The sequence below is a fragment of the Methylocaldum sp. MU1018 genome (assembly GCF_053646775.1).
The window spans coordinates 612,501-625,895 of sequence record NZ_CM132195.1; the positions used below are offsets into that span (position 1 = coordinate 612,501).

13 protein-coding genes (1 of these 13 cut by a window edge) are annotated in these 13,395 nt (G+C 57.6%); 12 read left to right on the forward strand and 1 reads right to left on the reverse strand.

What is annotated here, in order from left to right:
- The 4 genes from hrpA to ACWJKU_RS02900 form a co-directional block, all read left to right on the forward strand.
- On the forward strand, positions 1 to 3,385 hold the 3' portion of the coding sequence (gene hrpA, locus ACWJKU_RS02885; protein ID WP_454148019.1) for an ATP-dependent RNA helicase HrpA. It extends 518 nt beyond the left edge of the window; the window shows 3,385 of its 3,903 coding nt (coding positions 519–3,903); its start codon lies off the left edge, out of view; the stop codon is at positions 3,383 to 3,385.
- Between the two features lie 239 nt (positions 3,386 to 3,624).
- Positions 3,625 to 4,821, forward strand: a complete 1,197-nt coding sequence (gene purT, locus ACWJKU_RS02890; RefSeq protein ID WP_454145581.1) for a formate-dependent phosphoribosylglycinamide formyltransferase — start codon at positions 3,625 to 3,627, stop codon at positions 4,819 to 4,821.
- Between the two features lie 148 nt (positions 4,822 to 4,969).
- Positions 4,970 to 5,578, forward strand: coding sequence for a lytic transglycosylase domain-containing protein (locus ACWJKU_RS02895; RefSeq protein ID WP_454145583.1), 609 nt, complete (start codon positions 4,970 to 4,972; stop codon positions 5,576 to 5,578).
- Positions 5,578 to 6,447: an HDOD domain-containing protein gene (locus ACWJKU_RS02900; protein ID WP_454145585.1), complete on the forward strand. Its 870-nt coding sequence runs from the start codon at positions 5,578 to 5,580 to the stop codon at positions 6,445 to 6,447. The genes ACWJKU_RS02895 and ACWJKU_RS02900 overlap by 1 nt, the downstream gene beginning before the upstream one ends.
- A gap of 1 nt (position 6,448) precedes the next feature.
- Here ACWJKU_RS02900 and ACWJKU_RS02905 read toward each other — a convergent pair whose 3' ends face one another.
- The gene (locus ACWJKU_RS02905; protein ID WP_454145587.1) at positions 6,449 to 7,027 is read right to left on the reverse strand and encodes a Maf family protein; all 579 of its coding nucleotides are present in this window, start codon (positions 7,025 to 7,027) and stop codon (positions 6,449 to 6,451) included.
- Between the two features lie 53 nt (positions 7,028 to 7,080).
- Between ACWJKU_RS02905 and ACWJKU_RS02910 the strand changes: the two genes are divergently transcribed.
- The 8 genes from ACWJKU_RS02910 (at position 7,081) to fabF (ending at position 13,308) form a co-directional block, all read left to right on the forward strand.
- Positions 7,081 to 7,617 (forward strand): YceD family protein, encoded by a 537-nt coding sequence (locus ACWJKU_RS02910; protein ID WP_454145589.1) that lies wholly within the window; start codon positions 7,081 to 7,083, stop codon positions 7,615 to 7,617.
- Between the two features lie 11 nt (positions 7,618 to 7,628).
- Positions 7,629 to 7,820 (forward strand): 50S ribosomal protein L32, encoded by a 192-nt coding sequence (rpmF, locus tag ACWJKU_RS02915; RefSeq protein ID WP_454145591.1) that lies wholly within the window; start codon positions 7,629 to 7,631, stop codon positions 7,818 to 7,820.
- A gap of 93 nt (positions 7,821 to 7,913) precedes the next feature.
- The gene (gene plsX / locus ACWJKU_RS02920; RefSeq protein ID WP_454145593.1) at positions 7,914 to 8,942 is read left to right on the forward strand and encodes a phosphate acyltransferase PlsX; all 1,029 of its coding nucleotides are present in this window, start codon (positions 7,914 to 7,916) and stop codon (positions 8,940 to 8,942) included.
- Positions 8,939 to 9,901 carry a beta-ketoacyl-ACP synthase III gene (locus ACWJKU_RS02925; RefSeq protein ID WP_454145595.1) on the forward strand — a complete coding sequence of 321 codons (963 nt, stop codon included), beginning with the start codon at positions 8,939 to 8,941 and terminating at the stop codon, positions 9,899 to 9,901. Before plsX ends, ACWJKU_RS02925 begins: the two co-directional genes overlap by 4 nt.
- 10 nt (positions 9,902 to 9,911) lie before the next feature.
- On the forward strand, positions 9,912 to 10,868 hold the full coding sequence (fabD, locus tag ACWJKU_RS02930; protein ID WP_454145597.1) for an ACP S-malonyltransferase: 957 nt from the start codon (positions 9,912 to 9,914) through the stop codon (positions 10,866 to 10,868).
- The gene (gene fabG, locus ACWJKU_RS02935; RefSeq protein ID WP_454145599.1) at positions 10,865 to 11,602 is read left to right on the forward strand and encodes a 3-oxoacyl-ACP reductase FabG; all 738 of its coding nucleotides are present in this window, start codon (positions 10,865 to 10,867) and stop codon (positions 11,600 to 11,602) included. The genes fabD and fabG overlap by 4 nt, the downstream gene beginning before the upstream one ends.
- A 150-nt stretch (positions 11,603 to 11,752) precedes the next feature.
- Positions 11,753 to 11,983: an acyl carrier protein gene (gene acpP, locus ACWJKU_RS02940; RefSeq protein ID WP_026609307.1), complete on the forward strand. Its 231-nt coding sequence runs from the start codon at positions 11,753 to 11,755 to the stop codon at positions 11,981 to 11,983.
- A gap of 83 nt (positions 11,984 to 12,066) precedes the next feature.
- Positions 12,067 to 13,308, forward strand: a complete 1,242-nt coding sequence (fabF, locus tag ACWJKU_RS02945) for a beta-ketoacyl-ACP synthase II (RefSeq protein WP_454145601.1) — start codon at positions 12,067 to 12,069, stop codon at positions 13,306 to 13,308.
- Positions 13,309 to 13,395 lie beyond the last annotated feature (87 nt).

The window sequence follows — 13,395 nt, forward strand, 5'->3', positions numbered from 1 at the left end:
TATTCTGCTGGCGGAAACCCAGCATGATCGTTTTCTCGATCAGTACGATACCCTGATCGTCGACGAGGCCCATGAACGCAGCCTCAACATCGATTTCCTGCTGGGCTATCTCAAGTGGCTGTTGCCCAGGCGTCCCGATTTCAAGCTCGTGATTACCTCCGCCACCATCGATCCGGAGCGGTTTTCCCGGCATTTCGGCAATGCGCCGATCATCAATGTGTCCGGTCGTACCTATCCGGTAGACATTCGCTACCGACCGGTGGAAGTCGATGAAGGCGACGAGACCGATCGCGCCGAGCAGATGGCGATTCTCAACGCCGTGGACGAGTTATGGCGGGAACAGCCCGGCGATATCCTGATTTTTCTGAGCGGCGAGCGGGAAATCCGCGAAACCGCCGAATCGCTGCGCAAGCACCATCCTTCGAAATGCGAAATCCTGCCGCTGTATTCTCGCCTGTCGCAGTCCGAGCAGGAACGAGTGTTCAAGCCCTCGGGCGTGCGCCGCATCGTGCTGGCGACCAACGTCGCGGAAACTTCTCTCACCGTGCCCGGCATCCGTTCGGTCATCGACACCGGCTACGCCCGCATCAGTCGATACAGCCATCGCAGCAAGCTGCAACGCCTGCCCATCGAGAAAGTGTCCCGCGCTTCGGCCAACCAGCGTTCCGGCCGTTGCGGGCGCATCGGACCCGGCATTGCTATCCGGCTGTATTCCGAACAGGATTACCTCAACCGCTCCGAATTCACCGATCCGGAAATCCTTCGTACCAACCTGGCGGCGGTCATCCTGCAAATGCACGCCCTCAAACTGGGGGATATTTCACGCTTCCCGTTTGTGGAGCCGCCCGACGAAAGACTGATTCGCGACGGCCTCCGGACCTTGCAGGAGGTCAATGCCCTGGACGAACGCGGGCAGATCACCGACATCGGCCGCAAGCTCGCCAAGTTGCCGGTGGATCCGAGGCTCGGGCGGATACTGTTGGCCGGGGCGGAGGAGCATTGCCTGAACGAGATCGCCATCATCGTCGCCGCTCTGAGCGTGCCCGATCCTCGCGAGCGTCCCGCCGACCAGTCTATGTATGCGGACCAGAAGCACGCCCGTTTCCGCGACGAGAATTCGGATTTTCTGTCTTTCCTGAAGCTCTGGAACGAATTCGAGGAGCAGAAGAAACATCTGTCGAAATCCAAGTTGCGGCAGTGGTGCCGGGACGGTTTTCTGTCCTATGTACGGATGACGGAATGGCGCGACATCCACGGCCAGATCATGGAAGTGGTCAAGGGCGAGCTGGATTTGAAGCTGAACCAGGCGCCGGGCGAATACGGCGAAATCCACCGCGCGCTGCTGTCCGGCCTTTTGTCGAACGTCAGCCTGAAGCAGGAGCAAAACGAATACGTCGGGGCGCGCGGCGCCAAGCTGTTCATTCATCCCGGCTCTTTCCTGTTCAAGCCGAAACCGAAATGGATCATGTCCGCCGAGCAGGTGGAAACGAGCAAGGTCTACGCACGCACCGTAGCCAAAATCGAGCCGGAATGGATCGAGAAGGTGGGCGCTCATCTGGTCAAGCGGCAGCACTACGATCCGCACTGGGAGCGCAAGGCGGCACGGGCGGCGGTGTACGAGCGCACCCTGCTGTTCGGACTTACCATCCAGGCCGGGCGCAAGATTCCCTATGACAAGATCAATCCCAAGGAAGCGCGGGAAATGTTCATCCGCCACGCCCTGGTGCACATGGACTACGACAGCAAGGGGCCGTTCTTCCTGCATAATCTGAAGCTTCTGGAAGAGGCGGATTATCTCCAGCAAAAGGGGCGGCGCGCGGACCTCCTGGTGGATGAGGACTGGCTGTTCCGCTGGTTCGACGAGCGCATCCCCGAGGACGTGGTGAACGGCGTGACCTTCGAGCGCTGGCGCAAGGCGGCGGAGGCGCGCAAACCCGACATTCTCAAACTCGGCCGGGCCGACGTCACCGCCAAGGAGGACGCCTCGCTGGATGCGAAAAACTTTCCCGACCACTTTCAGGCGGGGCCGTTGCGCTTTCAGTTGCAATACCGCTTCGAACCGGGACACGAGGAGGACGGCGTCACCGCCATCGTGCCACTGCATCTCTTGAACCAGCTCGACCCGGAGCCGTTCCGCTGGCTGGTGCCGGGTCTGCTCAGGGAGAAGATCGTCGCTCTCATCAAGTCTCTGCCCAAGACCTATCGCATCCATTTCGTGCCGGTGCCGGATCACGCCGAGCGGGTGTTGCCCATGCTGGATATCGGGCGGGGCTCGCTGTACGCCCAGCTTGCCTCGGCGCTGAAGAAGACCGGCGGCATCGCCTTGTCCCAGGATGCTTTCCGGGAAGAGGTGTTGCCGGCCCACCTTCGCATGAATTTCGCCGTGGTGGACGAATTCAACGCCGTCGTCGACCGTTCCCGCGATTTGCAGGAACTCAAAACCCGCCACTCCGCCGAAGCCGGCAAGAATTTCCAGCAGTTGGCCCGGCAGGCATATCTGTACTCGAGTTGTCGGGAATGGAGTTTTGGCGAGCTGCCGCAATGCTTCGACGGGCAACACGACGGCCAGACCGTCTACGGTTTCCCGGCAGTGGTCGATGAAGGCGAGACGGTGGGTGTACGGGTATTCGATACCCCGGAAGAAGCGGCCCGGCAGCAGGAGTTGGGATTGGCCCGGTTGTTCCGATTGTTTTTAGTGAAGGAGCTCAAATACCTCAAGAAAAATCTGGCGGTGAACGCCCAGGCCGAGCTTCTCTATAAACAACTCCAGAGCCATCCGTTTTTATATCCCGATCTGAAACCCGGCCGCGACCTGAGGGAAGACCTGCTGGATCGACTCATGGGTGCGCTGTTCCTGGAAGGCCAGCCGGACATCCGCAGCGCGCAGCAATTCGAAGCGCGGCTCAAGGCGCACCGGACCGAACTGGTGCTCAAGGCCGACGAGATGGCCAGGACCGCGCAGACGCTGCTCCAACTCTACGGCGACGTCCAGGCCAAGCTGAAAGCCTGCCGGGCGGGGCCGGCCAAGGCGGACATGCAGGAGCAACTGACCCTGCTGATCTATGCCGGCTTCTGGACCACGACACCGTACGCCCGGATCAGGGAAATGCCGCGCTATCTCAAGGCCGTGCTGAACCGACTCGAAAAAGCCGCCCAGGACCCGTTGCGGGACCTGAAGCAGTTCAAGGAAATCGAGCCATTCCAAGAGCGTTATTGGAAGGCCGTGAGAGCGGCGAACGGCCGGATCGCCCCGGAGCGCGACGACTTCCGCTGGCGCCTGGAAGAGTTCCGTGTATCCCTGTTCGCTCAGGCACTGAAGACGCCTTATCCGGTGTCGGCGAAGAGGCTGGAGGAAGCCTGGAAGACGCTCGGTGCAAAGCGGTGAGCTTGTTCTCGGCGTATGTGCATATGCGCCCCCTCCGAAACGCACCGAATCGGTGAGCATGAGAGCGTATCTCTAGGCTCGATGCGGCGTCATTGGTGCGCGTGGTCGAGCGGAATCTTACCGATCCGAGGGGCGGAGGAGGATTGCGAGGCGGCACGGATTTTTGAGGTTGCTGCGGCAATCAGCGGGATTCCGAAACCGTCTAAATTCTCGACATCCTTCATCGATAGGAGTTCATCATGAAAATCGGTACTGCACTCACGCATAGCGCCACTCGCATCATGCTTCTCGGTAGCGGCGAGCTCGGCAAAGAAGTCGCCATCGCCTTGCAACGCTATGGCGTCGAAGTCGTGGCCGTGGATCGTTATCCCAATGCTCCGGCCCAGCACGTGTCTCATTGCGCCCACGTGATCGACATGACCGATAGAGACGCCGTGAAACGGCTGGTGGAGATGGAAAAGCCGCATATCATCGTGCCGGAAATCGAGGCGATCGCCACGGAGGCTTTGGCCGAAATCGAGCAGGCCGGCGCGTCGGTGGTGGTTCCTACGGCGCGCGCCGTTCGCTTGACCATGAATCGCGAGGGAATTCGGCGTCTGGCTGCGGAAGATCTGGGTTTGCCGACGTCCCCGTATGCGTTTGCCGACTCTCTGGACTCGCTGAGGAAGGCGGCTCAAACCGTCGGTTATCCCTGCTTCGTCAAGCCCGTGATGTCGTCTTCGGGGAAAGGCCAGTCCTTGCTGCGGAGCGATGCCGATTTGGAAAAGGCTTGGGAATATGCGCAGACGGGCGGGAGAGTCAAGGATGCCAAGATCATCGTCGAGGGCAGAGTGGATTTCGACTACGAAATCACCTTGCTTACGGTGCGGGCCAGCGATGGCCGCACCGGAGTGGAAACCCATTTTTGCGAACCGATCGGCCATCGGCAGGAACTCGGGGACTATGTGGAAAGTTGGCAGCCGCAGCCCATGAGCGAGGCCGCTTTAAGCGAAGCCAGGCGTATCGCGAAGGCGGTGACGGATAACCTGGGCGGTCGCGGCGTTTTCGGCGTCGAGCTGTTCGTTAAAGGCGATCGGATTTGGTTCAGCGAAGTCAGTCCGAGACCTCACGATACGGGCATGGTGACCATGGCGACTCAGGCGCAGAGCGAATTCGAATTGCATGCCCGAGCCGTGCTGGGATTTCCCGTTTCGACCAGCCTCCGCAATCCGGGAGCCAGCGCCGTGATTTACGGTCAGATCGAAGGCGAGGGTATCGCATTTGAAGGGGTGGACGCGGCGCTAGCCGTTCCGGAAACCGAAATCCGGCTGTTCGGCAAGCCGATTTCGTATCCGCGCCGGCGCGTCGGCGTGGCTTTAGCGGCCGGCCGCTCCATCGACGAAGCCCGAGAGCGGGCGAGAACGGCGGCGGGTCTGATCAAGCCTTTGCCGGGTTAGACATCTGTGCAGAACCAAAAGCGAAGCGATTTTGTATCGCCGGTCCGAGCTTTGAGGGCGTGAACGAAACAACCGTCGAGTTGCAAAAAAACAGATTCGTGTAAAACTTCCGTTTGTCGATTCGGCGAGGATCAACAGGCGGAAAACGATGTTCAAACCATCTAAAATAAAACGTTCGCTGGCATTTCTGTCCGTTCTTTGTCCCGGCATGGCCAGTGCCGATGTTTACAAATACGTGGATAGCTCCGGACATGTTTTTTACACGGATAATCCGAAGCACTCGGGCTATCGCCGGATCATCGCCACGCCTGCCGCATTTTCATTCTATTCGGCACCAAAAAAATGGCCGTCCGGACTTTTCGAGAAAAATCGCAGGCAATTCGCATCCTTGATCGATGCGGCAGCCAGCAAGTACAGCCTCGATCCGGCGCTGCTGCACGCCGTGATCCGTGCCGAATCCTCCTACAATCCCGGAGCGGTATCCAGAAAAGGCGCTGTCGGCCTGATGCAGCTCATGCCGGAAACGGCGGCTCGCTACGGCGTTCGCGACCGCTATGATCCTGGCGAAAATATAGAAGGCGGCGCGAAGTACCTGAGCGAGCTGATCGACATGTTTCGATCCGACGTTCGATTGGCTGTCGCGGCATACAACGCCGGGGAAAACAACGTCATCAAATACGGAAATAAAGTTCCTCCCTTTCAAGAAACCCAGGAGTATGTGGCTCGGGTTCTCAATTACTACAACCGTTTGAACTGATGCCCGTAACCGAAACGCCGGCAACCCTGGTCATGGGCGCGCCGCTGCTGGCATCCCCGCCGACTTCCGTCATGCGCATCGCGACAATCCTCGAGCGCGAAGATTTTAAGGTGGGGGAGGTTGCCGAGGCGATTGCCCAGGACCCCTCCCTTACCGCGCGTTTGCTGAAAATAGTCAATAGCCCGTATTACGGTTTGTCGAGGCGCATCGACACCATTACTCGTGCGGTCGGATTGGTCGGCGCCGATGCGCTTTACAGCTTGGCGCTGACAACTACGGTCATTCAGGAATTTCGTAAAATTCCGACTTGTCTGGTCAATATGACCGATTTCTGGCTGAACAGCCTCTATTGCGGCGAGATAGCGCGTCTGCTGGCCAAGGAAGCTTCCGTCTTGCATAGCGAGCGCTTGTTCGTTGCCGGGCTATTGCATCGCATCGGCGCGCTGATCATCTATATGCGCTTGCCGGACAAGGCGCGGGAAATCCTTTTGGCGGCTGCCGGCGATGATCGTCTGGTCCCGGGGCTGGAAAAGAGTCTGCTCGGCTTTACTTATGCCGAGACCGGCGGGGAGCTGGCCAAGGCCTGGAAAATGCCTTTAGCGTTACAGGAATCGATTCGTTGCCATTTGAATCCCGGCCGGGCCGAGGCGTATCGTTTGGAAGCCTGTCTGTTATATCTTGCCAACCAACTGAAAACCGTATCATTGCTCGGCTTTCCGATTGACGACGCGCTTGCGGCGATTCCGGACGGCGTCGCCGCGACCATCCGTCTGGAGGAGTCCCAAATCGTAAGCGTAATGTTTAAAGCGGCCGAAAAATTTAACGACACGGCCGCCTTGTTTATGCCGGACGTTTACGTGAGACATTGATTCAGATCACCGCGATTCCGAAGCTTTTAAGCAGGCGAGTGAGCCGAATGAGCGGGAGCCCGATCAGCCCGTTAGGATCTTCGCCTTCGAAGCGTTCGAACAGCACGATGCCCAAACCCTCGGACTTGAATCCTCCGGCACAGTCGAAAGGCTGCTCCCGGTCTACGTAACGTTCGATTTCCCCGTCGGTTAATATTCGAAAGCAGACCGAGCAGCGGTCGATGTCGGCTTTCATTTCTCCCGTGGCGGTGTTTAGAACGCAGATGGCGGTGTAAAACGTGACGCATCGGCCGGAAGACGCGCGGAGCTGCCGAATGGTGTTATCACGGGTCATCGGTTTGGTTAATTGTTTTCCGTTCAGGACGGCGACTTGATCGGAGCCGATGATCAGGCTGTCCGGGAAGCGGGGCGCCAGCGCGGAGGCTTTTTCTTTCGCCAGACGCAACGCCAGACAATCCGGCTTTTCATCGGTTTTAGGCGTTTCCGGGATCCCGGGAGAAACGGAGTCAAATCGAAGTCCGAGCTTTCTCAACAAATCTTGACGATAGGCGGAGCCGGAGGCTAGGACAATTTTTGTCATGGCGTCGGATTCAAATAAATATTTGAGCGGTCAAAAGCGATAAAGAAGCGATTTTGACAGCTTTTGATATTTCTCGATATCATTGCAAGATTATGCTCGACCATTTGCCTGATTTGATCGATCCATTGGAGTTCGCGGAAAAGAAGCGACGGATCGTCGGATCGATACCTTTGAACAAGATGTCTCGTATACGGGACATGGTATTGAATGATGAGGGCGAGGCGAGAGTTGATCTTGAATTTAGAAGGGAAGGTCGGTGCGCAATCGTTTCCGGGCGGGTGGAGGCCGATCTCAAGCTGGAGTGCCAACGTTGCCTGGAGCCGTTGGATTGGCCGGTACGCAGCGAGGTGCATCTGGGCGTCGTGAGTTCCATCGGTGAGAGTAATTTATTGTCGGAACCGCTTGAGCCTTTGCTTATCGATGAAACGGGCGTAGTTAATTTGGCGGATATCGTGGCGGACGAATTGCTTCTGGCAATTCCCTCGATTCCTCAGCATTCCCATTGCACTTTGCCTAAGATGGAAACTGATGCGGATTCGCGCGAGAATCCTTTCGCCGTGTTGGCGCAACTGAAAACTATTCGACGATAGGAGCTTTTTAAATGGCCGTACAACAAAATCGTAAAACGCGTTCCAAGCGAGGCATGCGTCGTTCGCACGACGCTCTGAGAGCCAGCGCGCTTTCCATCGAGCCCACCACGGGCGAAACCCATCTTCGGCACCACGTTAGCCCGGATGGGTATTATCGCGGGCGCAAGGTGGTCGCCAGCAAGGAAGAGTCGAGCGAAGAATAGCTCTGATTCCCTGGTCGACGCGCGGAGCCGGAATCGATGGCTCCCTGTCATTATTTCCGCTGGATTTGCGGCTCGATTGACTAAACACTAACTATGAGTAAGAAGCCGACCATCGCTTTGGATGCCATGGGCGGCGATCACGGCCCTGCCGTGATCGTTCCGGCGGCTCTGGACAGCGCCGAAAGCAATCCTCGCCTGAACCTGATATTTGTGGGCGATGAAACCGTGCTGCGCCACCATTTGGGGTCGGCGTTGAGCCGTTTCGGCGACCGTATTCGAATTCAACACGCCTCCGAGTCGGTGGAAATGTGCGAATCTCCGGCGAAGGCGCTTCGCAACAAAAAGGATTCGTCCATGCGAGTCGCCATCGACCTCGTCAAGGAGGGCGTGGCGGATGCCTGTGTGAGCGCCGGAAACACCGGGGCCCTGATGGCGATCGCAAAATTCGTTCTCAAGACGATACCCGGGATCGATCGTCCGGCCATCATCTCTGCCGTGCCGTCGATGGGAGGGCACACGCATGTGCTCGATCTCGGAGCCAATGTGGATTGCTCGGCCGAACATCTCTATCAATTCGCCGTGATGGGCTACGAGCTCGTGCGGGCCGTCGAGGATAAGGAGCACCCGCGGGTGGGATTGTTGAATATCGGCGAAGAAGAGATCAAGGGCAATGAACAGGTCAAGGAAGCAGCCAAATTATTGGCGGGCACCCACATTAATTTTATCGGCTACGTCGAAGGAAACGACCTCTACTCGGGAAATGTGGATATTGTCGTGACCGACGGCTTTGTCGGCAATGTGGCGCTTAAAACCAGCGAGGGGCTTGCCAAAATGATCAATCATTCGATTAAGCAGGCATTCGGCAGAAATATTTTTACCAAACTGGCCGGTTTGGCGGCCATGCCGGTGCTCCACTCCTTTAAAAGACAGTTTGATCACAGGCGCTACAATGGTGCCAGCCTTCTGGGGTTGCGCGGCATCGTGATTAAGAGTCATGGCAATGCCGACCGCTTGGCATTCGCCAATGCCATCGGCATCGCAGTCAAAGAGACGGAAAAGGCCGTTCCAACGCGTATCGGCGAGCGGATAGCGGAAATTTTCGCCGAGAGGAAGACCGCGTGAGACGGTACTCTCGGATTTTAGGAACCGGCGGTTATCTCCCCGAAACCATTCTTACCAACGAACAAATCGCCCAGACCGTCGACACCTCGGATGCCTGGATCGTCGAACGGACCGGTATTCGCGAGCGCCGCATCGCGGGGAAGCACGAGACGGCCTCCAGCATGGCGGAGTACGCCGCTCGCCAGGCACTGGAGGCGGCACAAATCGAGCCGGCAACGGTCGATCTCATTATCGTCGCGACGTGTACGCCGGATCGAGTTTTTCCAAGCACCGCTTGCCTGTTGCAGCAGCGGCTCGGTATCCGCAATTGCGCCGCATTCGATGTTCAGGCGGCATGTTCCGGGTTCATATATGCTCTCAGCATCGCTGATCAGTATGTCAGGGCGGGCGCCGCCCGGCGGGTTCTCGTCGCAGGGAGCGAAGTAACCTCGCGCATCGTCGATTGGACGGATCGCGGAACGTGCATCCTTTTCGGCGACGGTGCCGGCGCCGTCGTGCTCGACGCAGCGGATGAGCCGGGAATCGTGAGCACGCACATTCATTCCGACGGGCAATACCAGGATCTGCTGTACGTCCCTAATCCGAATGGTGCGGGAGGCGACGGAGATGAGCGCTTCCTGAAGATGCAAGGCAACGAAGTATTCAAGATCGCCGTCAATACCTTGGGGCGCATTGTGGACGAGACTCTGGCCGCCAACGATTTGCAGAAGTCGGATATCGATTGGCTCGTGCCTCATCAAGCGAATATCCGCATCATTGCCGCCACGGCAAAAAAACTGCACATGCCGATGGATCGCGTGGTAATGACCATCGAAAATCAAGGCAACACCTCGGCGGCCTCGGTGCCGCTCGCTTTGAACGAAGCGGTGCGAGACGGCCGGATTCGGCGGGGCCATATGGTTTTGATGGAGGCTTTCGGCGGCGGTTTTGCGTGGGGCTCGGCCCTGATCCGGTATTAAGGGGAGATTTATGTCTACGGAACTCGTCGACGACGGTTTGGCATTCATTTTTCCGGGGCAAGGCTCCCAATCCGTAGGGATGCTGTCGGAGCTGGCTAAGGCCCATCCCGAAGTGGAGTCCACTTTTCAGGCCGCTTCCGGCGTGCTGGGCTATGATTTATGGGATTTGGTGCAGAACGGCCCGGAAGAAAAACTTAATCTGACGCAGTGTACCCAGCCGGCGATGCTCGCCGCCGACGTCGCGGCATGGCGGGTGTGGATCAAGCAGACGCCGGTAAGGCCGGGTTGGATGGCCGGCCACAGTTTGGGCGAATATGCAGCCTTGATTTGTTCGGGTGCCTTGATTTTTGAAGATGCGATTCGGCTTGTGGCCGAACGCGGACGATTGATGCAGGAGGCGGTGCCTGCCGATACCGGCGCGATGGCGGCTATTTTGGGATTGAGCGATGTCCAGGTCGTAGATGTCTGCGGCAAGGCCTCGTCCGGAGCGGAGATTGTCGCACCCGCCAATTTCAACGCGCCCGGGCAAATCGTGATTGCCGGCCACAAGCTTGCGGTGACGCGGGCCATCGAATTGGGAAAGGCGGAAGGAGCCAAACGAGCCGTTCTTTTGCCGGTCAGCGTGCCGTCGCACTGTCCGCTGATGATGGGCGCCGCCGAGAAATTCAGGGAAACGCTGTCGGTCACGGCGGTCGAAACTCCCCGGATTTCGGTGCTGCATAACGTGGACGTGGCGTCCCATCCAGCGCCCGAGGTGATTCGAGCGGTTTTGGAAAAACAACTGCACAGCCCCGTTCGCTGGGCCGATTCCATCCTATTCATGTCGCAACAGGGCGTCAGTCGTTTTGTCGAGTGCGGTCCCGGCCGTGTCCTGAGCGGCCTGAATAAGCGAATCGTCTCGTCCTGTAGAACCGAAGCGGTTTTCGATCCGGATTCTTTAGTTAAAGCGTTGGAGCTTGTTCAATGATGTCTAAAGTCGCTGTTGTAACCGGGGCCAGTCGCGGTATCGGTCGTGCCATAGCGTTGCGCCTGGCGAAAGACGGCCATACTGTCGTAGGGACGGCGACCAGCGAGTCCGGTGCTAGCGCCATTTCCGCCGCTCTGGCCGAGGGCGGATTTCGCGGCAGAGGCATGGTACTGGACGTATCCGATCCCGATTCGGTCGAGCAATTCTTCAAAGCCGTGAACGAAGAGTTCGGTGCTCCGCTTATTTTGATCAACAACGCCGGGATAACGCGGGACAATTTGCTCATGCGAATGAAAGACGAGGAATGGGACGATATCATTCGGACCAACCTGTCATCCGTTTACCGCACGTGTAAAGCCGCTTTGCGCGGGATGATGAAAGCCCGGGAAGGGCGCATGGTCAACATTACCTCCGTCGTCGGAGCGATGGGAAATGCGGGACAAACCAATTATGCGGCGGCCAAGGCCGGCATCATCGGTTTCACCAAATCGCTTGCCAGAGAGGTCGGTTCGCGGAACATCACCGTCAATGCCGTGGCGCCGGGATTCATCGATACCGACATGACGCGCGCGCTGCCCGAAGAAAACCGTAAAGCGCTGCTGGACAACATTCCTTTGGCGAGATTAGGGTTTGCCGATGAGGTGGCGGGTGTCGTGGCCTTTTTATGCTCGGGCGACGCCGCGTACATCACGGGCGAAACCATACATGTAAATGGCGGTATGCATATGGCATGATCCCGTGCCGTACTCCGGGTAACGGGCTCGATGTCAGGAATTTAGGCAACCGAAGCATGGTTTTTAGAGAAAAGTCTTGTATTCACCCGGTTTCAAATTAAAATTTCCCGACTCACTAAAACTAGAGAAAACAGCTGAGGATATAAAACGATGAGTGATGTAGCAGAGCGTGTTAAGAAAATCGTGGCTGAGCAATTGGGCGTAAAAGAAGAAGTCTCCAACGAAGCTTCTTTCGTCGATGACCTCGGCGCCGATTCCCTGGACACGGTCGAACTGGTGATGGCCTTGGAAGAAGAATTCGAATGTGAGATCCCCGACGAAGACGCGGAAAAGATCACCACTGTCCAACAAGCGATCGACTACATCGAAAGCCACATCTGATTTGATTCTGCTGCCCCGCAAGGTTTTTCGCTCGGCGGGGCAGTCCGTTTTTTGTCAATTTCCATCCCGCTAAGGAATAAATATTGAGTAAAAGGCGCGTGGTCGTTACCGGATTGGGCGCAGTGTCGCCCGTCGGTTTGACGGCGAGTGATTCCTGGGGAAACGTGCTTGAAGGCAAGAGCGGTATCGCGCCTATCGAGCATTTCGACGTTTCCGATTTCTCGACCCGCTTCGGCGGTAGCGTCAGGGGATTCGATATCACCCGGTATATCCCCGAAAAAGAAGCCAAGAAAATGGATATTTTTATCCATTACGGGCTTGCTGCGGGTTGCGATGCGTTCGAAGACTCCGGCTTGGAGGTAACCGAAGAAAATTCCGAGCGGATCGGTGTTGCCATCGGTTCCGGCATCGGCGGTATCACGGGGATCGAGAACGGACACAACGCCTTCTTGAAGGGCGGCCCCCGGAAAATCTCGCCATTCTTTGTGCCCAGCAATATCATCAACATGATTTCGGGCAACGTATCCATCAAGTACGGATTGAAAGGTCCGAATTTCGCCATCGTCACGGCTTGCACGACGGGCACCCATAACATCGGCGAGGCCGCCCGTGTGATTCAATACGGCGATGCGGATGTCATGATTGCCGGCGGCGCCGAAATGGCGACCTCGCCGACCTCGTTGGGCGGATTCGCATCGGCGCGCGCCTTGTCCCGCCGCAACGACGATCCGCTACACGCCAGTCGCCCCTGGGATAAAGACCGGGACGGTTTCGTATTGAGCGACGGCGCCGGGGTTCTGGTGTTGGAAGAACTGGAGCATGCCAAGCGGCGTGGGGCGAAAATTTACGCCGAATTGATCGGTTATGGCATGAGTGCCGACGCTTACCATATGACCCAGCCGCCGGAAGGCGGCGAAGGGGCGGCTCGCTGCATGCGCAATGCCTTGCGCGATGCCGGTATCAACGCCGATCAAATCGATTACATCAACGCTCACGGAACTTCGACGCCAGCCGGCGATATCGCGGAAACCAGGGCGGTCAAAGCGGTGCTCGGAAATCACGCCTACAAAACCGCAGTCAGTTCGACCAAATCCATGACCGGCCACATGCTGGGCGCCGCCGGCGGCATCGAGGCCATATTCTCGGTACTGGCGCTCAGGGATCAGGTCATTCCGCCGACGATCAACCTGGACAACCCGGATCCGGAGTGCGATCTCGATTACGTTCCCCATACCGCGCGTCAGACGAAGCTGGACATCGTCGTGTCGAACTCTTTCGGCTTCGGCGGAACGAACGGCACCTTGATTTTCAAGAAATACGGCTGATTCCGTTTAATCGATACACCCCTCGCGAGAGGGGTAGACAGACTCGTACGGCACGCGTGAGCGTGCTTTTTGTTATCTTAGCCTTTG